This is a genomic window from Agromyces arachidis (assembly GCF_052805135.1).
The window spans coordinates 53,712-76,569 of the sequence record NZ_JBRBDK010000006.1 but is presented as its reverse complement, the minus strand read 5'-3'; the positions used below and the strand labels follow the sequence as shown (position 1 = coordinate 76,569).

Genomic DNA, 22,858 nt, shown 5'->3' with positions numbered 1-22,858 from the left:
CATGTTCGAATCCGTCCAGGCCCTCATCGCCGAGCACGGCCGGCTCCAGGAGGAGCTGGCCGACCCCGCGCTGCACGCCGACGCCGGTCGCGCCAAGCGCGTGAACCGGCGCTACGCCGAGCTCAGCCGGATCGTCGCCGCCCACGACGCCTGGGGTCAGGCGCAGGACGACCTCGAGGCCGCGCGAGAGCTCGCCAAGGAGGACGAGGCGTTCGCCGAGGAGGTGCCGGCGCTGGAGCAGGCGCTGGCGGAGGCGCAGGAGAAGCTGCGTCGCCTGCTCATCCCGCGCGACCCCGACGACGGGCGCGACGTGATCATGGAGATCAAGGGCGGCGAGGGCGGCGCGGAGAGCGCGCTCTTCGCGGCCGACCTGCTGCGGATGTACATCCAGTACGCGCAGTCGAAGGGCTGGAAGACCGAGCTGCTCGAGTCCGACGAGTCCGACCTCGGCGGGTACAAGAACGTGCAGGTGGCCATCAAGTCGAACGCGAGCGACCCGTCGCAGGGCGTCTGGGCGCACCTCAAGTACGAGGGCGGCGTGCACCGCGTGCAGCGCGTGCCGGTCACCGAGACGCAGGGCCGGATCCACACCTCCACCACGGGCGTGCTCGTGTTCCCCGAGGTCGACGAGCCGGAGGAGGTCGAGATCAACCAGAACGACCTCAAGATCGACGTCTACCGGTCGTCCGGTCCCGGCGGCCAGTCGGTGAACACGACCGACTCGGCGGTGCGCATCACGCACGTCCCGACGGGCATCGTCGTGGCCATGCAGAACGAGAAGTCCCAGCTCCAGAACCGCGAGGCCGCCATGCGGGTCCTCCGGGCCCGGCTCCTCGCCCGGCAGCAGGAGGAGCTCGCGGCCGCGGCCTCCGACGCCCGGAAGTCGCAGATCCGCACGATGGACCGCTCCGAGCGCATCCGCACCTACAACTTCCCCGAGAACCGGATCGCCGACCACCGGACCGGCTACAAGGCGTACAACCTCGACCAGGTCATGAACGGCGCGCTCGACCCGATCATCGAGTCGGCGGTCACCGCCGACGAGGAGGCCCGGCTCGCCGACCTCGGCGACCAGTGACCGACGTCGCCGTCCGCCCGATCCGCGACGAGGACTGGCCGCCGGTCCTCCGGATCATGGACGAGGTCGTGCGCGACGGCGAGACCTACGCGTACCCGGAGGACCTCACGGCGGAGTCCGCCCGCGACCTCTGGGTCGAGCGTCCGCCCGGGCTCACGGTCGTCGCCGTTCGTGACGGCCGCATCGTCGGCTCGGCGAAGATGGGGCCGAACCGGCCGGGCCGGGGCGACCACATCGGCACGGCGTCGTTCATGGTCGCCGCCGAGGCTCGCGGCGCGGGCGTCGGCCGCCTCCTCGGGGAGTGGGTCGTCGACTGGCACCGTCGCGCCGGGTTCGCGGGGATCCAGTTCAACGCCGTCGTCGAGTCGAACGAGGCCGCGGTCGGGCTCTGGCGCTCGCTCGGGTTCGAGATCGTCGGCACGGTGCCGCGCGCGTTCCGCTCGCGTCGTCACGGACGCGTCGGCCTCCACGTGATGTTCCTGCCGCTCTGACCATCGGGCCGGATGCGGCCGCCCGGTCGGGGCGTCAGATGTGGAAGTCGACGTGCCAGTCGTGCATGCCGCGCGCCGCGTCGGCGGTCGCGGGGGAGAGCGGCCGTGGCGTCGCGGGGATGCCCACCAGCAGGGAGTGCGCCGGCGCGCCGCGGGTGACGACGGCGTTGGCCCCGATCGCGCTCCACGGGCCGATCACGATGTCGCCCAGCACCTTGGCGCCCGCGCCCACGGTGACGCCGTCGCCGAGCGTCGGATGGCGCTTCGCGCCCCGGGGGGCGCCGCGCGGCGCCTTCCCGCCCAGGGTCACGCTGTGGTACAGCATGACGTCGTCGCCGACCACCGCGGTCTCGCCGATGACGACGCCCATGCCGTGGTCGATGAAGAAGCGCCGGCCGATCGTCGCTCCGGGGTGGATCTCGATGCCCGTGAGGAACCTCGTGAACTGCGACAGCAGGCGCGCGGGCAGCCGGAGCGCGGGTACGGCCCACATCCGGTGCGCGAGCCGGTACGACCAGATCGCGTGCAGGCCCGAGTAGGCCAGGGCGATCTCGAGGCGACTCCGCGCGGCGGGGTCGTGGGAACGTGCGGTCGCGATGTCTTCCCTGAGGCTGCCGAGGATTCCCACCGCCTCAGTCAAGCAGATGCCGGCTGGGTATCAGTCGAGCAGGCCCTCGTAGAGCACGGTGGAGAGGTATCGCTCGCCGTAGCTGGCGAGGATGACGACGATGGTCTTGCCGGCGTTCTCGGGTCGCCGTGCGAGCTCGCGCGCGGCGTGCACCGTCGCGCCCGACGAGATGCCGCCGAGGATGCCCTCCTCGACGCCGAGCCGGCGCGCCATGGCGACCGCCTGGTCGATGTCCACGTCGATGATCTCGTCGTACACCTCGCGGTCGAGGATCGGCGGGACGAAGTTGGCGCCGATGCCCTGGATCTTGTGCGGGCCGGGCTGGCCGCCGTTCAGGATCGGCGACTCGAGGGGCTCGACGCCGACGATCCGCACGTCGGGCTTGCGCTCCTTCAGCACCTGTCCGACGCCGGAGAGGGTGCCGCCCGTGCCGATGCCGGAGACGAAGATGTCGACGCCGCCGTCGGTGTCGTTCCAGACCTCCTCCGCCGTCGTGCGGCGGTGGATCTCGACGTTGGCCCGGTTGTCGAACTGCTTGGCGAGCACGGCGCCCGGGGTCTCGGCGGCGATCTGCTCGGCGCGCGCGACCGCGCCCTTCATGCCCTCCGAGCCCGGGGTGAGCACCAGCTCGGCGCCGTACGCGCGCAGCAGCGCCCGGCGCTCCTTGCTCATGGTCTCGGGCATGGCGATCACGACCCGATACCCACGTGCGGCGCCGATCATCGCGAGCGCGATGCCGGTGTTGCCGCTCGTGCCCTCGACGATCGTGCCGCCGGGCTTCAGCTCGCCGGAGGCCTCGGCGGCGTCGACGATGCCGATGCCGAGGCGGTCCTTGACGCTCGCGGAGGGGTTGTAGAACTCGAGCTTGCCGAGCACGGTCGCCTCGGCGCCGTCGGTGACGCGGTTCAGCTTCACGAGCGGCGTCCGCCCGAAGACCTCGGTGATGTTCTCGTAGACCTGGGCCATGGTGTTCCCTCTCGTGACGCGGCCGGATGCCGCCCTCCAGCCTACGCGCGTGGGCGAGGACGGGGAGTGGGTTACATTCCTTTGCGTGAATGCACCCGCGCCCCCGGCAGACCCCCGCCCGCTCCGCGACGCGCGCGACGCGGCGATCGCGGCACTCGCGGCGGCGGGCGTGCCCGATCCGGAGGTCGACGCCGACCTGCTCATCGGCCATGTGCTCGGGTCGTCGCGGGGCGGGGTGCACGCCCGGCTCGTGATGGGCGAGACGCTCTCGTCGACGGATGCCGCGGCGCTCGACGAGCTCGTGCGACGACGAGCTCGGCGCGAGCCGCTGCAGCACCTCACCGGGCGCGCCCCGTTCCGGTCGCTCGAACTCGCCGTGGGTCCCGGCGTCTTCGTCCCGCGCCCGGAGACCGAGCTGCTCGCGCAGCTGGCGATCGACGCGCTCCGCGCCGCGGCCGAGCCGGAGCCGATCGGCCTCGACCTCGGCTCCGGCAGCGGCGCCATCGCGCTCTCGATGGCCACCGAGGTGCCGCACGCGCGCGTCCACGCCGTCGAGAACTCGCCCGAGGCGTTCCCGTGGACCCGCCGGAACGTCGACGAGGTCGGTGCGCCGAACCTGACGCTGGTGTTCGGCGACCTGGCCGAGGCGTTCGGCGAACTCGAGGGCCGGGTCGCGGTGGTCGCGTCGAATCCGCCGTACATCCCCGCCGGCGCGATCCCGCGCGACCCCGAGGTCCGCCTGCACGACCCCGAGCACGCCCTCTACGGCGGCGTCGACGGCCTCGACGTGGTCCGGGTGCTGTCGAGGCGCGGGCTCGCCCTGCTGCATCCGGGCGGCGCGCTGCTCATCGAGCACGGCGAGACCCAGTCCGACGAGATCGCCGCCCTGCTCGCGGCCGACGGATGGCACGCGATCGCCCATCACCGCGACCTCACGGGTCGCGACCGGGTCACGACGGCGCGACGCTGAGCCGCCTCGGGGGCTCGGCCTCTAGAATCGTCGGGCCATGACTTCCATCCACGACTGCTCGGACGAGTCCGAGCTCCTCACCGGCATGCGACTCGCCCGCCGCGCCATCGGCAGCGGCGAGCTCGTCGTCATCCCCACCGACACGGTGTACGGCGTGGCCGCCGACGCGTTCAGCGCCGCGGCGGTGCAGCGCCTCCTCGATGCGAAGGGGCGCGAGCGCACCTCGCCACCGCCGGTGCTGATCCCCGGGATCCCGACGCTCGACGCGCTCGCCGCCGAGGTGCCGGAGGTCGTGCGGAAGCTCGTCGCCGAGTTCTGGCCGGGCGGGCTCACCGTCATCCTGCACGCCCAGCCGTCGCTGCAGTGGGACCTCGGCGAGACCCGCGGCACCGTCGCGCTGCGCATGCCCGCGAACCGCATCGCGCTCGAGCTGCTGTCCGAGACGGGGCCGCTCGCGGTGTCGTCCGCCAACCTCTCGGGGATGCCGTCGGCCGCGACCGCGCAGCAGGCGCACGAGATGCTGGGCGACTCGGTGGCCGTCTACCTCGACGGCGGCGAGGCGGGCACGGAGTACGACGCGATCGGGGAGCGTCCGGGCGACACGTCGTCGACGATCGTGGACGCGACCGGGCTCGGCGCCGACGGCACCGGCGTGCTGCGCATCGTGCGCGCCGGCGTGATCTCCCGCGAGCGCATCGTCGACGTCGCGGGGGAGGAGCTGGTCGCACCGCCCGAGACCGTCATCGCGGCGACCGCGACCGACGGATCGCCCGGGCTGCTCGACGACGCCGCGAACGAGGCCGACGCCCCCGCGGCATCCGACGACCGAACGGATGCCGCCGCCTCATGACCCTGTTCGTGGCCCTCGCGCTCGTCGCGGCGATCGTCACCTTCGTCGGCTCGATCGTGGTCTGGAAGCTGAGCCTGAAGTACCGGCTCTATCCCAAGATCCGCGAGCGCGACGTGCACACGCGGCCGACGCCCCGGCTCGGCGGCATCGCGATGTTCGCAGGCATCCTCGCGGCGGTGGGCGCGGCCGCGTGGGTGTCCACGCTCGGCATCGACCGGTTCGCCAACGTGTCGATCATCTTCCAGGACCGCTGGCAGGTGCTCGCGATCCTCGTCGCCGCAGCGCTCATCGTGGGCATGGGGGTGGCCGACGACATCTGGGACCTCGACTGGATGACCAAGCTCGCGGGCCAGTTCATCGCGGCCGGGCTCATCGCCTGGCAGGGCGTGTCGATCGTGTCCCTGCCCATCGGCCTCGGGCCGGACGGCGGCCTCATCGTCGGCTCGTCGTGGATGAGCGCGGTCATCACGGTGTTCACCATCGTGCTCGTCATGAACGCCATCAACTTCATCGACGGCCTCGACGGGCTGGTCGCGGGCGTGGCGCTGATCTCCAGCGGGGTCTTCTACCTGTACTCGTACCTGCTGGTCCAGCAGACGTCGCCGACGAACTACTTCAACCTCGCCTCGCTCCTCGCCGTCGTCGTCGTCGGTGCCTGCCTCGGGTTCCTCCCGCTCAACTGGCATCCCGCGAAGCTCTTCATGGGCGACGCCGGGGCGCTGCTGATCGGGCTGCTCATGGCCACCTCCGCCATCGCGGTCACCGGCCAGATCGACCCCGGCACGATCAGCACCCAGGGAGAGCTGCTCTTCCCCGCGTTCATCCCGATCATCATCCCGTTCGCGGTCCTCATCATCCCGCTGCTCGACTTCGGCCTCGCCGTCATCCGTCGCCTGCGCGCGGGCAAGTCACCGTTCGCCGCCGACCGCAAGCACCTGCACCACCGCCTGCTCGACATGGGGCACTCCCACCTGCACGCCGTGCTGATCTTCTACGGCTGGACCGCGGTGGCCAGCCTCGGCTGCCTGCTGGCGTTCGTGCTGCCCGTGTACTTCCGCATCGATCCCGTGTGGGCGTTCGCATTCATCGGCGTGGGCTTCGTCGTGCTCGCCGCGGTGACGCTCGCCCCGCTCGGCCGCCGCAAGCGGCAGACGGTGGCCGCCGAGGCGGACGCCGCCAACGCGCCGTACGCGCCCGGGCTCGACGAGCTCGCCGCCGGAGACCGCCCGACCGATCACGACACGCCCGCGACCGCGGGCGAGAACCGCACAGGAGCCCGATGACCGCCGCACCCCGAGACCCCGCCGACACGACGCCCACCTCGAACCCGGTGCTGCGCCGCGCCCTGCTCTGGGGCGCGCTCCTCGCCGCCGTCATCGCGGTGGTCGGCGGCGTGCTCGGGTTCGCCTTCGCCGGGGTGGAGGGCCTGGTGAGCGCGCTGCTCGGCACGCTGCTCGCCGTGCTCTTCATGGCGATCACCGGGGCGAGCATCCTCCTCGCGAACCGGTTCGCCGGCACCGACCTGTTCGTCGGCGCGTTCTTCGGCATCGTGCTCGGCGGGTGGCTCCTGAAGTTCATCCTCTTCATCGTGCTGATGGTGCTGCTGCGCGGCGCCGACTGGCTCGATCCGATGGCGCTCTTCCTCGCGATCGTCGCGGGCGTCGTCGGCTCGCTGGTCGTCGACGTGATGGTGGTGGCCCGCTCGCGCCTGCCGTACGCGAGCGACGTCCGCCTTCCGCCGCCGCCGGCCGACGAGTAGGCCGATCCGACGGCGTCGGATGCCCCGAGACGCATGGTCGCGGCGTCCGGGCCGGTCGCCGCGGAGTTCTACACGATGTAGCGATTCGGCAGCGGCCGGAAGTCTTGCTAGAGTGGGGGCGATCCCCCACGGTTCCGGCCTGTTCAGGCATGTGCGGAGCCGGTCCATGTTCGTCGACGCGAGAGCTTGCGCTCCACGCCCCGAAACAGGAGATAGCGCTGCTAGCTAACGCTGTGAACCTGCTGGTTCCCTTTGCTACCGAAGATGGTGAGTTCCACGGGCCGTCGATCGAGGAGTTCTTCCCCGGCCCCCTCCTGTTCGCAGGCACGCCGTTCGAGATCAGCCGAATCACGCTGGTCCAGTTCATCGCCGTCGCCGCGCTGCTGGTCGTGTTCTGGGCGGGCACGCGGCGGATGACCGTCGTCCCGGGCCGCTTCCAGAGCATCGTCGAGATGGGCCTCGACCTGGTCCGGGTGAACATCGCCGACGACCTGCTGGGCCGCAAGGACGGCAAGCGGTTCCTGCCGATCCTCACCACGATCTTCTTCATGGTGCTGTTCATGAACATCACGGGCATCATCCCGTTCCTGAACATCGCCGGCACGTCCGTCGTGGGCGTCCCGCTCGTGCTCGCGATCGTCTCCTACGTGACGTTCATCTACGCGGGCATCAAGAAGAGCCCCGGCAACTTCTTCAAGAACTCGCTCTTCCCGTCGGGCGTGCCGTGGCCGGTCTACATCATCGTGACGCCGATCGAGCTCATCTCGACCTTCGTCATCCGCCCGGTCACGCTGACCCTCCGACTGCTCATGAACATGGTCGTCGGTCACCTGCTGCTCGTGCTGTTCTTCGCCGCCACGCAGTTCTTCGTCGTCCAGCTCGGCGGCTGGTACACGCTCCTGGGCGTCGGCTCGCTGGCCTTCGGCCTCGCCTTCACCCTGTTCGAGATCCTCGTGGCCGTCCTCCAGGCCTACGTCTTCACGCTCCTCACCGCGGTCTACATCCAGCTCGCGGTGGCGGAGGAGCACTGAGCCCGGGCGCCCGCCCGACGCAACCCCAAGAAAGGAAACCCCAACGTGGACGCAACCACCGTTCTCGCTGAGATCAACGGCAACATCGCGACGGTCGGCTACGGCCTCGCCGCCATCGGCCCCGCCATCGGCGTCGGCATCGTGGTCGGCAAGACCATCGAGGGCGTCGCTCGCCAGCCCGAGCTCGCCGGCCGCCTCCAGGTCCTGATGTGGATCGGCATCGCCTTCACCGAGGCGCTCGCCTTCATCGGTATCGCCACCGGCTTCATCTTCGTCTGATCGCCCGTTCCCAACTGAGGAGGCCAACGTGCTTCACGCAGTGCTGAGAGCTGCAACCGAGGGCGAGGCGACCCCGAACCCGGTCCTGCCGGCGTGGTACGACATCATCTGGTCGGCCGTCTGCTTCGTGATCATCCTCGTCTTCTTCTGGCGGTACGTGCTGCCGCGCATGCAGAAGCTGCTCGACGAGCGTGCCGAGGCGATCGAGGGCAACATCGCGAAGGCCGACGAAGCGCAGCGCAAGGCCGAGGCGGCGCTCGAGGAGTACACCGCCCAGCTCGCCGATGCACGCGCCGAGGCCGGCCGGATCCGCGAGACCGCCCGCGAGGACGGCAAGCGCATCGTCGCCGAGGCCAAGGACCAGGCGTCGACCGAGGCCGCCCGCATCAACGCGAGCGCGCAGGCGCAGATCGAGGCGGAGCGCCAGTCGGCGCTGGTCTCGCTCCGCTCCGAGGTGGGCACCATCGCGATCGACCTCGCGTCGGGCGTGGTGGGCGAGAGCCTCACCGACGACCAGAAGGCGAAGGCCGTCGTCGACCGCTTCCTCGCCGACCTCGAGGCGTCCGAGCAGGCCGCCGCAGGGGGGAAGAAGTAGTCCATGGGCAGCGCTACGAGAGGGGCCCTGGCCGGCACGCGAGCCGAGCTCGCGTCGGTCGGCCGGGCCGAACTCCCGGTCGCCGGCGACCTGCTCGCCGCGAGCCGGGTGATCGGCGCGACCCCGCACCTGCGGACCGCCCTCACCGACAACGAGGCCGGCGCGACTGAGAAGCGCGCGCTCGTCGAGCGCGTGTTCGGAGGCAAGGTCTCGCCGATCGCCGTCTCGCTCCTCGCGAGCGCGTCGTCGCAGCGGTGGTCCTCGGCGTCCGACTTCCTGTCGGGCCTCGAGGAGCTGGGCCTGCGGGTCGCGGCCGACGCGGCCGGCGACACGGAGGTCGACGCGGAGCTCTACGCGTTCCAGCGCCTGGTCGCCGCCGATGCCGAGCTCGAGCTGGCGCTCGGGTCGAAGCTCGGCTCGACCGAGGCGAAGGTGAAGCTCGTCGACCGGCTCCTCGGCTCCGCCGCCTCGCCGGCCACCGCGCTGATCGTGCGGCACCTCGTGCAGTCGCCCCGCGGTCGCCGCATCGGCGAGATGCTGCGGCACGCCGCATCCGTGGTCGCCGACCAGCGCGGATTCGACGTGGCGACCGTGACCACCGCGGTCCCGCTCACCGACGACCAGCTCGCCCGACTCGAGCGCACGCTCGGGGCGCAGGCCGGCCGGCGCGTCCGCTTCGACTCCGTCGTGGACCCCTCGGTCGTCGGCGGCGTACGGGTCCAGATCGGCGACGATGTCATCGACGGCAGCGTCGCCAGCCGCCTGAACGACCTGCGACAGAAGCTTGCCGGCTGACGCCGGACGACAACGACCGGCGTCCTGCGCCGCGACACACCAGTAGCTGTACAAGCGGTAGAGAAAAGGGCCTGGCCCTTCAGAAAAGGAAATGGCAATGGCAGAACTCTCCATCAGCCCCGACGAGATCCGTTCGGCTCTCTCGGAGTTCGCCCGCGACTACGAGCCGGGCTCGGCGCAGAAGACCGAGGTCGGCTACGTCACCGACGCGTCCGACGGCATCGCCCACGTCGAGGGCCTGCCCTCGGTCATGGCCAACGAGCTCATCCGCTTCGCGGACGGCACGCTCGGCCTCGCGCTGAACCTCGAGGAGGACGAGATCGGCGTCGTCGTGCTCGGCGAGTTCGCCGGCATCGAGGAGGGCATGGAGGTGACCCGCACGGGCGAGGTGCTCTCGGTGCCCGTCGGCGAGGGCTACCTCGGCCGCGTGGTCGACCCGCTCGGCGCTCCGATCGACGGCCTCGGCGAGATCGCCTCGGAGGGCCGCCGCGCCCTCGAGCTCCAGGCGCCGGGCGTCATGCAGCGCAAGTCGGTGCACGAGCCGCTGCAGACCGGCATCAAGGCGATCGACGCGATGATCCCGGTCGGCCGCGGCCAGCGCCAGCTCATCATCGGCGACCGCCAGACCGGCAAGACCGCCATCGCGATCGACACGATCATCAACCAGAAGGCCAACTGGGAGTCGGGCGACCCGACCAAGCAGGTCCGCTGCATCTACGTCGCGATCGGCCAGAAGGGCTCGACCATCGCCTCGGTGAAGGGCGCCCTCGAGGACGCGGGAGCGATGGAGTACACCACCATCGTCGCCGCACCGGCCTCCGACCCCGCCGGCTTCAAGTACCTCGCCCCGTACACCGGCTCGGCCATCGGCCAGCACTGGATGTACGAGGGCAAGCACGTCCTCATCATCTTCGACGACCTGTCGAAGCAGGCCGAGGCCTACCGCGCCGTGTCGCTGCTGCTGCGTCGCCCGCCGGGCCGCGAGGCGTACCCCGGTGACGTCTTCTACCTGCACTCCCGCCTGCTGGAGCGCTGCGCGAAGCTCTCCGACGAGCTCGGCGCGGGTTCGATGACCGGCCTGCCGATCATCGAGACCAAGGCCAACGACGTCTCGGCGTACATCCCGACCAACGTGATCTCGATCACCGACGGCCAGATCTTCCTCCAGTCCGACCTGTTCAACTCGAACCAGCGCCCCGCGGTCGACGTCGGCATCTCGGTGTCGCGAGTCGGCGGCGACGCGCAGGTCAAGTCGATCAAGAAGGTGTCGGGAACGCTGAAGCTCGAGCTGGCCCAGTACCGCTCGCTCGAGGCGTTCGCGATGTTCGCCTCCGACCTCGACGCGGCCAGCCGTCGCCAGCTCGAGCGCGGCGCGCGCCTGACCGAGCTGCTGAAGCAGCCGCAGTACTCGCCGTACCCGGTCGAGGAGCAGGTCGTGTCGATCTGGGCGGGCACGAACGGCAAGCTCGACGAGGTCCCGGTCGAGGACATCCTGCGCTTCGAGCGCGAGCTGCTCGACTACCTGGGCCGCAACACGTCGGTGCTCTCGGACCTCCGCGAGACCAACGTGCTCTCCGACGAGACCGTCGCCACCCTCGAGTCCGAGGTGGACAAGTTCAAGCTCGAGTTCCAGACGGGCGAGGGCAAGCCGCTCGCCTCGGTCGGCAGCGAGCAGTTCGAGGCGATCGCAGAGGACGAGGTCGTGCAGGAGAAGATCGTCAAGGGTCGCCGCTAGTCGATTCCTCCGTCTCCCGGATCCTCGACGCCGACCGCAGGTCGGCCGAGGATCCGGGAACAGGAAGTCAGGACACAGGAGAAACATGGGAGCGCAGCTTCGGGTCTACCGCCAGAAGATCAAGTCGGCGCAGACGACCAAGAAGATCACGCGAGCGATGGAGCTCATCTCCGCGTCGCGGATCCAGAAGGCGCAGGCGCGCGTCGCCGCGTCGACGCCGTACTCCGACGCGATCACCCGCGCGGTGTCGGCGGTGGCGAGCTACTCGAACGTCTCGCACGTGCTCACGACCGAGCCCGAGCGGGTCGACCGCGCCGCGATCGTGATCTTCACCTCCGACCGCGGCCTCGCCGGCGCGTTCAACTCGCAGGTGCTGCGCGAGTCGGAGGAACTCGCCGAGCTGCTCCGCAGCCAGGGCAAGGAGGTCGTCTACTTCCTCGTCGGCCGCAAGTCGGTGGGCTACTTCAGCTTCCGTCGCCGCGACTACGAGCGCAGCTGGATCGGCGGGACGGACAACCCCGACTTCGACACGGCCAAGGAGGTCGCCGACGCGGTCCTGGAGTCCTTCCTCCGCGACTCCGCCGACGGCGGCGTGGATGAGATCCACATCGTCTACAACCGGTTCGTGAGCCGGATCACGCAGGTCCCGGTCGTGACGCGACTGCTGCCCCTCGAGGTCGTCGAGGCCGAGGAGGAGGTCGCGCCGAGCGGCAAGGCCGAGGTCTTCCCGCTCTACGAGTTCGAGCCCGACGCCGAGACCGTGCTCGACGGGCTGCTCCCCGTCTACATCGAGAGCCGCATCTTCAACGCGATGCTGCAGTCCGCCGCGGCCAAGCACGCGGCGACGCAGAAGGCGATGAAGTCGGCCACCGACAACGCCGACAAGCTGATCACGGACTACACCCGCCTCGCCAACGAGGCGCGCCAGTCCGAGATCACGCAGCAGATCGCTGAAATCGTGGGTGGAGCCGACGCGCTCTCCTCCTCCAAGTAGCCAAGATTCATCCAGAAGGAAGAGAACATGACTGACACCGCAACCGCGCCAGTCCAGAGCCAGACCGGCGCCGTCGGCCGCATCGCCCGCGTCACCGGCCCGGTCGTCGACATCGAGTTCCCGCACGACTCGATCCCCGAGATCTACAACGCGCTGAAGACGACAATCACCATCGGCGAGCAGTCCTCCGAGCTCACGCTCGAGGTCGCGCAGCACCTCGGCGACGACCTCGTGCGCGCCATCGCGCTGAAGCCGACCGACGGCCTCGTGCGCGGCCAGGAGGTGCGCGACACCGGTGCGCCCATCTCCGTGCCCGTCGGCGACGTGACCAAGGGCAAGGTCTTCAACGTCATCGGCGATGTGCTGAACGCCGAGCCCGGTGAGACGATCGAGGTCACCGAGCGCTGGCCGATCCACCGCAAGCCGCCGAGCTTCGACCAGCTCGAGTCCAAGACCCAGCTGTTCGAGACGGGCATCAAGGTCATCGACCTGCTCACCCCGTACGTGCAGGGCGGCAAGATCGGCCTCTTCGGTGGTGCGGGCGTCGGCAAGACCGTCCTCATCCAGGAGATGATCCAGCGCGTCGCGCAGGACCACGGCGGCGTGTCGGTGTTCGCCGGCGTCGGCGAGCGCACCCGTGAGGGCAACGACCTCATCCACGAGATGGAGGAGGCGGGCGTCTTCGACAAGACCGCCCTCGTCTTCGGCCAGATGGACGAGCCGCCGGGGACGCGTCTTCGCGTCGCCCTCTCGGCGCTGACCATGGCGGAGTACTTCCGCGACGTGCAGAAGCAGGACGTCCTCCTGTTCATCGACAACATCTTCCGCTTCACGCAGGCGGGATCCGAGGTGTCGACCCTGCTCGGCCGCATGCCCTCCGCGGTGGGCTACCAGCCCAACCTCGCCGACGAGATGGGCATCCTGCAGGAGCGCATCACCTCGACGCGCGGCCACTCGATCACCTCGCTGCAGGCGATCTACGTGCCCGCCGACGACTACACCGACCCGGCGCCGGCCACCACGTTCGCGCACCTCGACGCGACCACCGAGCTCTCGCGCGAGATCGCCTCGAAGGGCCTCTACCCGGCGGTCGACCCGCTGACCTCGACGTCGCGCATCCTCGACCCGCGGTACCTGGGCGAGGACCACTACCGCGTGGCGACCACGGTCAAGCAGATCCTCCAGAAGAACAAGGAGCTGCAGGAGATCATCGCCATCCTCGGTGTCGACGAGCTCTCCGAAGAGGACAAGATCACGGTGTCGCGTGCGCGCCGCATCCAGCAGTTCCTCTCGCAGAACACCTACATGGCCAAGAAGTTCACGGGTGTCGAAGGTTCGACGGTGCCGCTGAAGGACACCATCGAGTCGTTCGACGCCATCGCCCGAGGCGACTTCGACCACGTCGCCGAGCAGGCCTTCTTCAACGTCGGCCCGATCTCGGACGTCGAGGAGAAGTGGGCCAAGATCCAGAAGGAGAACGGCTGAGCATGGCCGCCCTCAACGTGAGCGTCGTCTCGGCCGACCAGGAAGTCTGGTCGGGCGAGGCGGCCATGGTGGTGGCGCGCACGGTCGAAGGCGAGATCGGCATCCTGCCGGGTCACGAGCCGATGCTCGCGATCCTCGCCGGCGGCGAGGTGCGGGTCACCCTGCCCGGCGGTGAGAAGATCACCGCGAACGCGGAGGACGGCTTCCTGTCGGTGCAGTCCGACGCGGTGCAGGTCGTCGCGTCGCGAGCCGCACTGGCCTGAGGGAGCGCGGATGCCGGGGGAGCAGCCGTTCGACCGCCAGTTCGGTGACCTCAGCGTCACCCAGCTCATCGTCATGGCCGGGCTGCCGGGCGCGGGCAAGTCGACGATCGGTGAGATCGTCGGCGCCCGCCTCGGCGCCACGGTCGTGTCGGTCGATCCGATCGAGTCCGCGATCCTCCGTGCGGGGATCGGTGCAGATCAGCCCACCGGGCTCGCCGCGTACCTCGTGGCGGAGCAGATCGCCGAGAAGGAGCTCCGCTCGGGACGCACGGTGATCGTGGACGCGGTCAACGCCGCCGAGTCGGCCCGGCTGCAATGGCGCGACCTCGCGGAGCGCACCGATGTGCGGCTCCGGGTGATCGAGGTGGTCTGCTCCGACGAGACGCTGCATCGCGAGCGCCTCGAGAAGCGCGAGCGCAATCTGCCGCACCTCGATGAGACGACGTGGCGCGCGGTCGAGCAGAGCCTCGACGGGTACGCGGCCTGGACCGGACCGTCGTCGGCGCTGCCACGCGTCACCATCGACAGTGCGCTGTCGCTCGGCGCGAATGTCGAAGCGGCCCTGGCCTTCATCGCCGACTAGTGCTGATCCTCCTGCCACCCTCCGAGACCAAGCGCGACGGAGGCGACCACGGTCCGCTCGATCTCGGCCGGCTCGCGTTCCCCGAGTTGATGGAGCCGCGTCGGAGCGTGGTCGGTGCGCTCCGCGCGCTTGCCGAGGATCGCGAGGCGATGGTGCGCGCGCTGAAGCTCGGACCTCGCCAGGCCGGCGAGGTCGACCGCAATCGCGCCCTGCTCGATTCGCCGACGTCGCCCGCGGTCGACCGCTACACGGGCGTGCTGTTCGACGCGCTCGACGCGCCGAGCCTGGATCAGCGGTCACGTGAGTTCGCCGGCGATCACCTGGCGGTGCACTCGGCACTGCTCGGCCTGGTCGGCGGGATGGATGCGATTCCCGCGTATCGCCTCTCGCATGACTCGCGGCTGCCGGGGATGCGGCTCAAGGCGATCTGGCGCGAGCCGATCGCCGCGTCGCTCGCGCGGCGCGACGGGCTCATCGTCGATCTCAGGTCGGAGGGGTACGCCGACCTCGGACCGATTCCCCGCCGCTCCGATGCCGTGTACGTGAGGGTCGTCTCCGTCGGGCCCGATGGTCGACGCCGTGCGCTCAACCACTTCAACAAGCAGGCGAAGGGACGGTTCGCGCGCGATCTGCTCCTGGCGCGCCCGGACCTCGTGACACGGGACGATCTCGTCGACTGGGCTCGAGGCGCCGGTTTCGCCCTCGACCCGGCGGCCGCGGGCACGCCGTCCGGCGCCGAGCTCGAGCTGGCGGCCTGACCGCTTCAGCCGGCGTCGCGACCGTCGGACCGGAAGCACCCGGCGAGATGATCGTCGACCATGCCGGTGGCCTGCATCAGTGCGTACATCGTCGTCGGCCCGACGAACCGGAATCCGCGGTCGCGCAGGCCCCGGCTCATCGCGGTCGACTCCGGTGTCACCGCCGGAACCTCGTCGAAGGACGCGGGAGGGGCTTCGCGTCGCGGCGGGGCGAACGCCCAGAGGAAGCGATCGAGCGGTTCGTCGAGCGCGAGCATCGCGCGTGCGTTCGAGATCGTCGCCTCGATCTTCCCGCGATGGCGGATGATGCGGGGGTCGAGCAGGAGGCGAGCGACGTCCGCCTCGGTCATCGAGGCCACCTGTTCCGGATCGAAGTCGTGGAAGACCTCCCGGAACGCCGGCCGGCGTCGGAGGATCGTGATCCACGACAGGCCTGCCTGGAAGCCCTCGAGGCAGAGCTTCTCGTAGAGGCGCACCGGGTCGTGCTGCGGCACACCCCACTCCTCGTCGTGGTAGCGGCGGTACTCCGGCTCGGCGGCACCCCACGCGCATCGGGCCAATCCGTCGTCGCCGACGACCACCCCGGAATCGGTCACGCGGCGAACCCGATGCGCTCGTGGGCGAGGAGCCAGAGCTTGGTGGGTACGCCCGCCCCGGCGGAGTAGCCCGTCACGCGCCCGTCCGACGCGAGCACCCGGTGGCAGCCCACGATGATCGGCACCGGATTCGCACCGACCGCCCCGCCGATGGCGCGGGCGGAACCCGGGCGGCCCACCGCGGCGGCGAGGGCCCCGTACGAGATCGCCTCGCCCCAGCCCAGCCGTCGGAGCTCGGCCCACACCGCCTGCTGGAAGGGCGTGCCCACGAGCCGCACCGGAACGTCGAAGGCGGTGCGCGTTCCGTCGAAGTACTCGGTCAGCTCCTGCTGCGCCGCCTCGAGCAGCGCATTCGATCGGGCGGGTCGCTCGTCGCCGCGCGGCGCGGCATCGTCGGCGATGGTCAGCGACGTCACGGAGTCGTCGTCGCCCTGCAGCTCGATGCGCCCGATCGGGCTGTCGAATCGGAGGAGGTACGGGGAGGTCATGGCTCGACACTAGCGTCGAGGACCGTCACCGACTGGCGGGAATCGGACACCGCTGCCACCGCCCCGGTCCGACTCCACTGTGCAGGAACGGTCGCGACGGGCCGGAACGCGTGCCGCACCGGTCCTGCACAGGCCGGCCATCCGGCCCATGGATGCACGGGCTGTGCCGGCCGGTGCCGCGACGACCGTTCGCAGCGCGATCGTGTGGCCATGACGACGATCATCCGCGCCGAGTCGGCGCACGACTTCCTCGCCCTCGTCCCCGCGCTGGTCGGCTACCCTCCCTCGGCATCGGTGCTCTGCGTGGCCTTCGACGGCAATCGCACGGCGGGCGTGCTCCGGCACGACCTGCCGGACGAGCCGCAGGCCGCTGAGGCGCTGGTCGGCACCATGGTGGGGACGATCTGCCGGCTCGCCCATGCCGACGCCGTCGTGCCGATCGTCTACACCGACGACCGCTTCGCCGACGGCCGGATGCCGCATCGCGAACTGCTCGAGCTCCTCGCGCTCCGGGCGGAGGAGGCCGGCTTCCTCGTAAGGGACGTGCTCTGCGTCGCGGCGGACGGATGGGGCTCCGTGCTCGACGAGCGGCTCCCTCCCTGCGGGAGGCCCCTGGCGCTCATCGACGAGAGTCCGGCGGGCGCCCGCGCCGCCGCGAATGCGCCGCTCGCCGGTTCGCCGGCCGCGCTGGCCGCCCTGCCGGAGTCGGATCCGGAGATCGCCGACGAGCTCGAGCGGATGCTCGACGCGCTCGAGGTCCTCGACCGGCGTCGGTGGCGGGGGCACGGCCCGGACGAGGGCGTCGATCCTGCGGACGATGCGGCGCTCGGGCTGGTCGGCGAGATCGACCGCACGCTCGGGGAGGCCCTCGATCCGGTGGTCGCCGCCGAGGAGCTCGCCCTGGGACGGGAAGCCGCTCCGGCGCGGCTGGCCTGGCTCATCCACCTGTTGGACCGGCCGGTGTTCCGCGATGCCATGATGCTGCAGGTGGCCTTCGGTCCCGTCATCGGAGAACTGGCGCTCGACGCGGCCGAGGAGGCCGTGGATCGCGCGTCGCAGACGGGGGAAGGGCTCGACGTGCTGCTGCGCCGCGAGCTCGACGACCCGGCCGAGTCCGTCGACCAATTCCTGTCCAGGCTCCTGCTCGGGCGAGCCGCCGCACGGCCCGACGCCGATCGCATCCGGCGTGCGCTCGGCACCATCGTCGTGGCCGCCGCCAACGCGCCGTGCGGTCGGCGCGCCGGCGCGTTGTGCGCGGCGGCGTGGTGGTCGTGGGCGCTCGGTCGCGGTTCCGCCGCTGGGGCGATGATCGGCCGGGCACTCGAAGCCGATCCGGATCACGGCATGGCGCGGCTGCTCTCGCGTTTCTTCGCCTCCGGGTCGCTGCCGGAGTGGGCGTTCCACCCCGGTCCCGCGAACGGCGACGAGTGAGCAGGTCCGGTCAGTGCCCGGTGAACGGACCGATCATCCGGGCGAGGAGGGACGGGCGGCCGGTTGCCCGCTCCTCCGCGTCCGCGATGCCCATCCCCGTGATCCCCAGGTTCGCGAGCACCCAGCGCACCGGCTCCGGTTCCCACAGCGGGGAGCGATGATTCACCCAGGGCAGCGCCGTCAGGTCCGTGGACCGCTCCAGCACGAGATCGGCGAGCGTTCGACCGGCGAGGTTGGTGGTGGACAGCCCGTCGCCGACGTAGCCGCCGGCGAAACCGACGCCGGTCCTCGGGTTGTAGCTCGCGGTCGCATGCCAGTCCCTCGCGATGCCCAGCGGGCCGCCCCACCGGTGCGTCACGGCCGCGTCGCCCACCGCCGGGAACAGTTCGCCGAGCGTGCGCCGGAGGTGGGCGAACACCCGGTCGGATCGCTCGAATCTCGGGTCCACGGCACTCCCGAAGTGGTAGTGCGCTCCGCGACCGCCGAAGGCGAAGCGGTTGTCCGCCGTACGCTGGCCGTAGACGAGGAGGTGGCGGTAGTCGCTGAAGGTCTGGCCGTGCGCGATGCCAATCTCATCCCACACCGCGTCCGGCAGCGGCTCCGTCGCGATCATCAACGAGTAGATCGGCAGGATCCGCCTCCGGACCCGGGAGAGTCGAGGACCGTAGCCCTCGGTGGCCACGACGACGTGCCGTGCGGAGACGGTGCCCTCGGCGCCGTCGTCCAGCGCGCGGAACCGCACGCGCCCCGCCGAGAAGTCGACCACCTCGGTGCGCTCGAAGATCTCGACGCCGCGCGACTCGACCACCCGGGCGAGTCCGCGGACGAGCTTCGCGGGGTGGACGCGTGCCGTCGAGGGATCGAACACCGCGGCGGGCGCCCGTTCGTCGAGTCCGGACGCGCCGAAGCGGGCCGCGACGAGGTCGGGCTCCCAGTACTCCAGCGCGTCGACGCCGAAGCGGCGGGCCTCGGCCACCTCCGCTCGCGCACCGCGGCGCTGCACCTCGTCGCGTGCGAACAGCACCGTCCCGCCCTGGCGGAAGTCGCAGTCGATGCCCTCGGCGGCGGCCGCGCGGCCGACCTCGGTCACCGTGTCGACCATGGCCCGGCGCATCGCCACGGCCGCGTCGTGGCCGTGTCCGCGCTCGAGGGCGGCAGCGCCATGCGGGAAGAGCGCCGAGCACCACCCGCCGTTCCTGCCCGAGGCGCCGTATCCGGCGATCTCGCGCTCGAGCACCGCGATCCGCAGGCTCGGCTCGGCGGAGACCAGGGCGTACGCGGTCCACAGCGCGGTGAGGCCGCCGCCGATCAGGCAGACATCGAACCGCGCGTCCGAGGTGAGGGCCGCGCGCGGACGGAGGTCGTCCAGTCCGCGCGCGGCCAGGTCGTCGAGCCAGAACGCGGCGCGCCGGTATCCCGTCGCCGAGCCGTCGGTCGACGGCTGCCGGCGCACCACCGCCGTCAGACCCGCGCGGGAACGAGGAGGTGCTCGCCGCCGTGACGGTGGCCGGTGAACCGGGACGCCCGGTCGGCGGCCTCGGTGAGCACGCCCCGCAGGGTCTGCTCGATCTCCTGGAACTCGGGGACGCCGATCGTCAGCGGCGGGGCGAGCTGGATCACGGGGTCGCCGCGGTCGTCGGCCCGGCAGTACAGGCCGGCGTCGAAGAGCGCCTTCGACAGGAAGCCGCGGAGCAGGTCCTCCGACTCCTCGTCGTTGAAGGTCTCGCGCGTCTCGCGGTCCTTCACGAGCTCGATTCCGAAGAAGTAACCGTCGCCGCGGACGTCGCCGACGATCGGGATGTCGAGCAGCTTCTCGAGTTCGGCGCGGAACAGCGGGGAGTTCTCGCGGACGCGCTCGTTGAGCTTCTCCTCCTCGAAGATGTCGAGGTTCGCCAGCGCCACCGCGGCCGAGACCGGGTGCCCGCCGAAGGTGTAGCCGTGGTAGAACGACGTGGTCCCGGTCTTGAACGGCTCGTAGATCCGCTCGGAGACGATCGTCGCGCCGATCGGCGAGTAGCCGGAGGTCATGCCCTTCGCGCAGGTGATCATGTCGGGCACGTAGCCGTAGGCGTCGCACGCGAACATGTGGCCGATCCGGCCGAACGCGCAGATGACCTCGTCGGAGACGAGCAGCACGTCGTACTGGTCGCAGATCTCGCGCACGCGCTGGAAGTAGCCCGGAGGGGGCGGGAAGCAGCCGCCCGAGTTCTGGACGGGCTCGAGGAACACCGCGGCGACGGTCTCGGGTCCCTCGAACAGGATCATCTCCTCGATGCGGTTCGCCGCCCAGATGCCGAACGCCTCGATGTCGTCGGCCGGCGCGCCGACGTCGGCCGCGCGGTAGAAGTTCGTGTTCGGCACGCGGAAGCCACCGGGGGTCAGCGGCTCGAACATCTGCTTCATCGCCGGGATGCCCGTGATCGCGAGTGCGCCCTGCGGCGTCCCGTGGTAGGCGACCGCCCGGGAGATGACCTTGTGCTTGGTCGGCTGGCCCTTGAGCTTCCAGTAGTACTTCGCGAGCTTGAAGGCGGTCTCGACGGCCTCACCGCCGCCGGTCGAGAAGAAGACGCGGTTCAGGTCGCCCGGCGCGTACTCGGCGAGTCGGTCGGCCAACTCGATGGCCGCGGGGTGCGCGTACGACCAGATGGGGAAGAAGGCGAGCTCCTCGGCCTGCTTCGCGGCCACCTCGGCGAGGCGACGGCGGCCGTGGCCGGCGTTCACCACGAACAGCCCGGAGAGGCCGTCGAAGTACTCGCGCCCGTGGATGTCGTAGATGTGGTGGCCCTCGCCGCGCGTGATGATGGGCACCCCGTGCTCCTCCATCGTCGACTGCCGGGCGAAGTGCATCCAGAGGTGGTCCTTCGCCTTTCGCTGCAGCGCGGCGTCGTCGAGGCCGGTCGCACCTGGGCCGGAGGCTGCGTCGAGGGTGGTCATCGGGATCTCCTTCCGGGCTCCCCGCGTCAGCGGGTGCCCCAGTTGTAGAACTGCTTCTGCAGTTTGAGGTAGACGAACGTCTCGGTCGACTGCACGCCGTCGAGGCTTCGGATCCGCGAGTTCAGGAGCGTGATGAGCTGATCGTCGTTCTCGCAGACGACCTCGGCCATGAGGTCGAAGCTGCCGGCCGTGAGCACCACGTAGTCGATCTCGGGGATCTCCGAGAGCGCCTCGGCCAGTGCGAGCGTGTCGCCGGTGACGCGGATGCCGATCATCGCCTGCCGGGTGAACCCGAGCTGCATCGGATCGGTGACTGCGACGATCTGCATGACGCCCGCCTCCGTGAGGCGCTGGACGCGTTGGCGCACCGCCGCCTCGGAGAGCCCGACCGCCTTGCCGATGTCGGCGTACGAGCGGCGGCCGTCGGCCTGGAGCTGCTCGATGATCGCCTTCGAGACGTCGTCGAGCTGCACCGGTCGCTGGCCGGTCGCGCGGTTGCCGTTCGTCATGCGTCCGATCATGACAGTGCCCTCACTCAAAGACAAGTGATTCCGTCGATCCGTGGCCGATTCGCAACGGATTCCATCGTGACCGACCCTTCCGTTCCCTGCCATGCCGTGGCACGATGGTCGGCATCCCGGGCGCCGTCGCGCCCGCCGGCCGCGCGCCGCGGCATCCGCACACCCACCGGAGGACCCCGTGCCCGAGACCCTGCGCAACTTCATCGGCAACGAGTACGTCGACGCCCGAGGGGACGACGCGCTCGATCTCGTCGACCCGGCCACGGAGGAGGTGTACGGCCACGCGCCCGTCTCGACGTCCGCCGACATCGACGCCGCCTACGCCGCCGCGTCCGCCGCCTTCGAGGGCTGGGGGCGGACCACGCCCGCCGAGCGGCAGCTCGCGCTGTTCCGCATCGCCGACGCGATGGAGGCGCGGGCCGAGGAGTTCGCCGACCTCGAATCGCAGGACACGGGCAAGCCGCGCGCCACCCTGGTCGCCGATGAGATCCTCCAGTCGGTCGACCAGCTGCGATTCTTCGCGGGCGCCGCCCGCAACCTCGAGGGTCGGTCGGCCGGCGAGTACCTCGCCGACCACACCTCGTTCGTCCGTCGCGAACCCATCGGCGTGATCGGCCAGGTCGCACCGTGGAACTACCCGCTCAACATGGCCGTGTGGAAGGTCGCACCGGCGATCGCCGCCGGCAACACCGTGGTGCTCAAGCCGTCCGACACCACCCCCCTCGCGACGCTGAAGCTCGCCGAGGTGGCCGCCGAGCACCTGCCCGCCGGCGTGCTCAACGTGGTCACGGGCGACCGGGGCACGGGCGCAGCCCTCCTGCAGCACGCGACCCCCGAGATGGTGGCCATCACCGGATCCGTGCGGGCCGGGATGGAGGTCGCCCGTGCCGCCGCCGCCGACCTCAAGCGGGTCCACCTCGAGCTCGGGGGCAAGGCGCCGGCGATCGTGTTCGACGACGTCGACCTCGCCGCGGCCGCCGAGGGGATCGTCTCGGCGGCGTACTTCAACGCGGGCCAGGACTGCACGGCGGCCACGCGGGTGCTGGTCCACGAATCGGTCCACGACGAGCTCGTCGCCGTCCTGGTCGACCGGGTGCGCAGCTCCGCCCGGACCGGCGGTCCCCGCGAGGACGGCGTGTTCTTCGGGCCGCTGAACAACCCGACGCAGCTGGCCAACGTCGCCGGCTTCATCGATCGGCTCCCCGACCACGCCGACATCGCGACGGGCGGACGCCGCCACGGCGAGCGCGGCTACTTCTGGGAGGCGACCGTGGTCACCGGCCTCCGCCAGCAGGACGAGGCGGTCCAGCGGGAGATCTTCGGCCCGGTCCTCACCGTCCAGTCGTTCCGCGACGAGGCGGAGGCGCTCGCCATGGCCAACGGCGTCGACTACGCGCTCGCCGCCTCGGTGTGGACCCGCGACCACGGCCGCGCGATGCGGTTCGCCAAGCACCTTGACTTCGGGTGCGTGTGGATCAACACCCACATCCCCTTCGTGTCGGACATGCCCCACGGCGGGTTCAAGCACTCGGGCTACGGCAAGGACCTGTCCCAGTACGGCTTCGAGGACTACACGCGCATCAAGCACGTCATGAGCTTCCTCGGCTGACGGCCGCCGCCCGCGGGGT

At 70.7% G+C, this 22,858-nt stretch carries 25 protein-coding genes; 18 read left to right on the top strand and 7 right to left on the bottom strand.

Annotated features, from left to right (window positions below):
• The first annotated feature begins 1 nt into the window (after nucleotide 1).
• Together prfA and ACUY4T_RS09840 are read left to right on the top strand one after the other, a co-directional pair.
• Complete coding sequence (prfA, locus tag ACUY4T_RS09845; protein ID WP_446018755.1) at nucleotides 2-1,078, top strand: peptide chain release factor 1; 1,077 nt, start codon at nucleotides 2-4, stop codon at nucleotides 1,076-1,078.
• Nucleotides 1,075-1,569 carry a GNAT family N-acetyltransferase gene (locus ACUY4T_RS09840; protein WP_446018754.1) on the top strand — a complete coding sequence of 165 codons (495 nt, stop codon included), beginning with the start codon at nucleotides 1,075-1,077 and terminating at the stop codon, nucleotides 1,567-1,569. The genes prfA and ACUY4T_RS09840 overlap by 4 nt, the downstream gene beginning before the upstream one ends.
• Nucleotides 1,570-1,603: 34 nt before the next feature.
• Here ACUY4T_RS09840 and epsC read toward each other — a convergent pair whose 3' ends face one another.
• Both epsC and cysK read right to left on the bottom strand, forming a co-directional pair.
• A complete protein-coding gene (epsC, locus tag ACUY4T_RS09835) occupies nucleotides 1,604-2,197 on the bottom strand; it encodes a serine O-acetyltransferase EpsC (RefSeq protein ID WP_446018753.1) in 594 nt (197 codons plus the stop codon).
• 30 nt (nucleotides 2,198-2,227) lie between these two features.
• Nucleotides 2,228-3,163 (bottom strand): cysteine synthase A, encoded by a 936-nt coding sequence (cysK, locus tag ACUY4T_RS09830; RefSeq protein WP_446018752.1) that lies wholly within the window; start codon nucleotides 3,161-3,163, stop codon nucleotides 2,228-2,230.
• Nucleotides 3,164-3,248: 85 nt separating this feature from the next.
• On the opposite strand from cysK, the gene prmC reads away from it, so the two are divergent.
• From prmC to ACUY4T_RS09760, 14 genes are all read left to right on the top strand, one after another.
• Complete coding sequence (prmC, locus tag ACUY4T_RS09825) at nucleotides 3,249-4,133, top strand: peptide chain release factor N(5)-glutamine methyltransferase (protein WP_446018751.1); 885 nt, start codon at nucleotides 3,249-3,251, stop codon at nucleotides 4,131-4,133.
• Nucleotides 4,134-4,170: 37 nt separating this feature from the next.
• Complete coding sequence (locus ACUY4T_RS09820; protein ID WP_446018750.1) at nucleotides 4,171-4,983, top strand: L-threonylcarbamoyladenylate synthase; 813 nt, start codon at nucleotides 4,171-4,173, stop codon at nucleotides 4,981-4,983.
• Complete coding sequence (locus ACUY4T_RS09815; RefSeq protein WP_446018749.1) at nucleotides 4,980-6,266, top strand: MraY family glycosyltransferase; 1,287 nt, start codon at nucleotides 4,980-4,982, stop codon at nucleotides 6,264-6,266. Before ACUY4T_RS09820 ends, ACUY4T_RS09815 begins: the two co-directional genes overlap by 4 nt.
• Nucleotides 6,263-6,742: a Cg1360 family ATP-synthase-associated protein gene (locus ACUY4T_RS09810; protein WP_446018748.1), complete on the top strand. Its 480-nt coding sequence runs from the start codon at nucleotides 6,263-6,265 to the stop codon at nucleotides 6,740-6,742. The genes ACUY4T_RS09815 and ACUY4T_RS09810 overlap by 4 nt, the downstream gene beginning before the upstream one ends.
• Nucleotides 6,743-6,975: 233 nt before the next feature.
• On the top strand, nucleotides 6,976-7,773 hold the full coding sequence (atpB, locus tag ACUY4T_RS09805; RefSeq protein ID WP_446018747.1) for a F0F1 ATP synthase subunit A: 798 nt from the start codon (nucleotides 6,976-6,978) through the stop codon (nucleotides 7,771-7,773).
• Between the two features lie 45 nt (nucleotides 7,774-7,818).
• A complete protein-coding gene (gene atpE, locus ACUY4T_RS09800) occupies nucleotides 7,819-8,052 on the top strand; it encodes an ATP synthase F0 subunit C (RefSeq protein WP_344375125.1) in 234 nt (77 codons plus the stop codon).
• A 28-nt stretch (nucleotides 8,053-8,080) separates the two neighbouring features.
• A complete protein-coding gene (locus tag ACUY4T_RS09795) occupies nucleotides 8,081-8,647 on the top strand; it encodes a F0F1 ATP synthase subunit B (protein WP_446018746.1) in 567 nt (188 codons plus the stop codon).
• 3 nt (nucleotides 8,648-8,650) lie between these two features.
• The gene (locus tag ACUY4T_RS09790) at nucleotides 8,651-9,442 is read left to right on the top strand and encodes a F0F1 ATP synthase subunit delta (RefSeq protein ID WP_446018745.1); all 792 of its coding nucleotides are present in this window, start codon (nucleotides 8,651-8,653) and stop codon (nucleotides 9,440-9,442) included.
• 97 nt (nucleotides 9,443-9,539) lie between these two features.
• Nucleotides 9,540-11,177: a F0F1 ATP synthase subunit alpha gene (gene atpA, locus ACUY4T_RS09785; RefSeq protein WP_446018744.1), complete on the top strand. Its 1,638-nt coding sequence runs from the start codon at nucleotides 9,540-9,542 to the stop codon at nucleotides 11,175-11,177.
• A gap of 85 nt (nucleotides 11,178-11,262) precedes the next feature.
• A complete protein-coding gene (locus ACUY4T_RS09780; RefSeq protein ID WP_446018743.1) occupies nucleotides 11,263-12,171 on the top strand; it encodes a F0F1 ATP synthase subunit gamma in 909 nt (302 codons plus the stop codon).
• 27 nt (nucleotides 12,172-12,198) lie between these two features.
• Nucleotides 12,199-13,656, top strand: coding sequence for a F0F1 ATP synthase subunit beta (gene atpD, locus ACUY4T_RS09775; RefSeq protein WP_446018742.1), 1,458 nt, complete (start codon nucleotides 12,199-12,201; stop codon nucleotides 13,654-13,656).
• A gap of 2 nt (nucleotides 13,657-13,658) precedes the next feature.
• Complete coding sequence (locus ACUY4T_RS09770) at nucleotides 13,659-13,919, top strand: F0F1 ATP synthase subunit epsilon (protein WP_067947101.1); 261 nt, start codon at nucleotides 13,659-13,661, stop codon at nucleotides 13,917-13,919.
• A gap of 10 nt (nucleotides 13,920-13,929) precedes the next feature.
• Nucleotides 13,930-14,502, top strand: coding sequence for a P-loop nucleotide/nucleoside kinase family protein (locus tag ACUY4T_RS09765; protein ID WP_446018741.1), 573 nt, complete (start codon nucleotides 13,930-13,932; stop codon nucleotides 14,500-14,502).
• Complete coding sequence (locus ACUY4T_RS09760; RefSeq protein ID WP_446018740.1) at nucleotides 14,502-15,260, top strand: YaaA family protein; 759 nt, start codon at nucleotides 14,502-14,504, stop codon at nucleotides 15,258-15,260. The genes ACUY4T_RS09765 and ACUY4T_RS09760 overlap by 1 nt, the downstream gene beginning before the upstream one ends.
• Before the next feature lie 5 nt (nucleotides 15,261-15,265).
• Here the strand turns inward: ACUY4T_RS09760 and ACUY4T_RS09755 are convergent, their stop codons facing one another.
• Both ACUY4T_RS09755 and ACUY4T_RS09750 read right to left on the bottom strand, forming a co-directional pair.
• Nucleotides 15,266-15,856 carry a DNA-3-methyladenine glycosylase I gene (locus ACUY4T_RS09755; protein ID WP_446018739.1) on the bottom strand — a complete coding sequence of 197 codons (591 nt, stop codon included), beginning with the start codon at nucleotides 15,854-15,856 and terminating at the stop codon, nucleotides 15,266-15,268.
• Nucleotides 15,853-16,344 carry a methylated-DNA--[protein]-cysteine S-methyltransferase gene (locus ACUY4T_RS09750; protein ID WP_446018738.1) on the bottom strand — a complete coding sequence of 164 codons (492 nt, stop codon included), beginning with the start codon at nucleotides 16,342-16,344 and terminating at the stop codon, nucleotides 15,853-15,855. Before ACUY4T_RS09750 ends, ACUY4T_RS09755 begins: the two co-directional genes overlap by 4 nt.
• A gap of 210 nt (nucleotides 16,345-16,554) precedes the next feature.
• Between ACUY4T_RS09750 and ACUY4T_RS09745 the strand changes: the two genes are divergently transcribed.
• Nucleotides 16,555-17,775 carry a DUF4192 family protein gene (locus tag ACUY4T_RS09745; RefSeq protein ID WP_446018737.1) on the top strand — a complete coding sequence of 407 codons (1,221 nt, stop codon included), beginning with the start codon at nucleotides 16,555-16,557 and terminating at the stop codon, nucleotides 17,773-17,775.
• 10 nt (nucleotides 17,776-17,785) lie between these two features.
• Here the strand turns inward: ACUY4T_RS09745 and ACUY4T_RS09740 are convergent, their stop codons facing one another.
• Genes ACUY4T_RS09740 through ACUY4T_RS09730 form a run of 3 tightly spaced genes read right to left on the bottom strand, consistent with a single transcriptional unit; the run spans nucleotide 17,786 to nucleotide 21,218 of the window.
• Complete coding sequence (locus ACUY4T_RS09740; protein ID WP_446018736.1) at nucleotides 17,786-19,231, bottom strand: NAD(P)/FAD-dependent oxidoreductase; 1,446 nt, start codon at nucleotides 19,229-19,231, stop codon at nucleotides 17,786-17,788.
• A gap of 5 nt (nucleotides 19,232-19,236) precedes the next feature.
• The gene (locus tag ACUY4T_RS09735; protein ID WP_446018735.1) at nucleotides 19,237-20,709 is read right to left on the bottom strand and encodes an aspartate aminotransferase family protein; all 1,473 of its coding nucleotides are present in this window, start codon (nucleotides 20,707-20,709) and stop codon (nucleotides 19,237-19,239) included.
• Nucleotides 20,710-20,735: 26 nt separating this feature from the next.
• Nucleotides 20,736-21,218, bottom strand: coding sequence for an Lrp/AsnC family transcriptional regulator (locus ACUY4T_RS09730; protein WP_446018734.1), 483 nt, complete (start codon nucleotides 21,216-21,218; stop codon nucleotides 20,736-20,738).
• A gap of 190 nt (nucleotides 21,219-21,408) precedes the next feature.
• On the opposite strand from ACUY4T_RS09730, the gene ACUY4T_RS09725 reads away from it, so the two are divergent.
• A complete protein-coding gene (locus ACUY4T_RS09725) occupies nucleotides 21,409-22,839 on the top strand; it encodes an aminobutyraldehyde dehydrogenase (RefSeq protein ID WP_446018733.1) in 1,431 nt (476 codons plus the stop codon).
• Nucleotides 22,840-22,858: the final 19 nt, after the last annotated feature.

What these genes read in the sequence shown, in the direction of transcription:
- prfA (WP_446018755.1), top strand. Translation starts at nt 2, where the DNA reads ATGTTCGAATCCGTCCAGGCCCTCATCGCCGAGCACGGCCGGCTCCAG.
- cysK (WP_446018752.1), bottom strand. Translation starts at nt 3,163, where the DNA reads ATGGCCCAGGTCTACGAGAACATCACCGAGGTCTTCGGGCGGACGCCG.
- ACUY4T_RS09820 (WP_446018750.1), top strand. Translation starts at nt 4,171, where the DNA reads ATGACTTCCATCCACGACTGCTCGGACGAGTCCGAGCTCCTCACCGGC.
- ACUY4T_RS09815 (WP_446018749.1), top strand. Translation starts at nt 4,980, where the DNA reads ATGACCCTGTTCGTGGCCCTCGCGCTCGTCGCGGCGATCGTCACCTTC.
- ACUY4T_RS09810 (WP_446018748.1), top strand. Translation starts at nt 6,263, where the DNA reads ATGACCGCCGCACCCCGAGACCCCGCCGACACGACGCCCACCTCGAAC.
- ACUY4T_RS09790 (WP_446018745.1), top strand. Translation starts at nt 8,651, where the DNA reads ATGGGCAGCGCTACGAGAGGGGCCCTGGCCGGCACGCGAGCCGAGCTC.
- atpA (WP_446018744.1), top strand. Translation starts at nt 9,540, where the DNA reads ATGGCAGAACTCTCCATCAGCCCCGACGAGATCCGTTCGGCTCTCTCG.
- ACUY4T_RS09780 (WP_446018743.1), top strand. Translation starts at nt 11,263, where the DNA reads ATGGGAGCGCAGCTTCGGGTCTACCGCCAGAAGATCAAGTCGGCGCAG.
- atpD (WP_446018742.1), top strand. Translation starts at nt 12,199, where the DNA reads ATGACTGACACCGCAACCGCGCCAGTCCAGAGCCAGACCGGCGCCGTC.
- ACUY4T_RS09770 (WP_067947101.1), top strand. Translation starts at nt 13,659, where the DNA reads ATGGCCGCCCTCAACGTGAGCGTCGTCTCGGCCGACCAGGAAGTCTGG.
- ACUY4T_RS09765 (WP_446018741.1), top strand. Translation starts at nt 13,930, where the DNA reads ATGCCGGGGGAGCAGCCGTTCGACCGCCAGTTCGGTGACCTCAGCGTC.
- ACUY4T_RS09750 (WP_446018738.1), bottom strand. Translation starts at nt 16,344, where the DNA reads ATGACCTCCCCGTACCTCCTCCGATTCGACAGCCCGATCGGGCGCATC.
- ACUY4T_RS09745 (WP_446018737.1), top strand. Translation starts at nt 16,555, where the DNA reads ATGACGACGATCATCCGCGCCGAGTCGGCGCACGACTTCCTCGCCCTC.
- ACUY4T_RS09735 (WP_446018735.1), bottom strand. Translation starts at nt 20,709, where the DNA reads ATGACCACCCTCGACGCAGCCTCCGGCCCAGGTGCGACCGGCCTCGAC.
- ACUY4T_RS09730 (WP_446018734.1), bottom strand. Translation starts at nt 21,218, where the DNA reads ATGACGAACGGCAACCGCGCGACCGGCCAGCGACCGGTGCAGCTCGAC.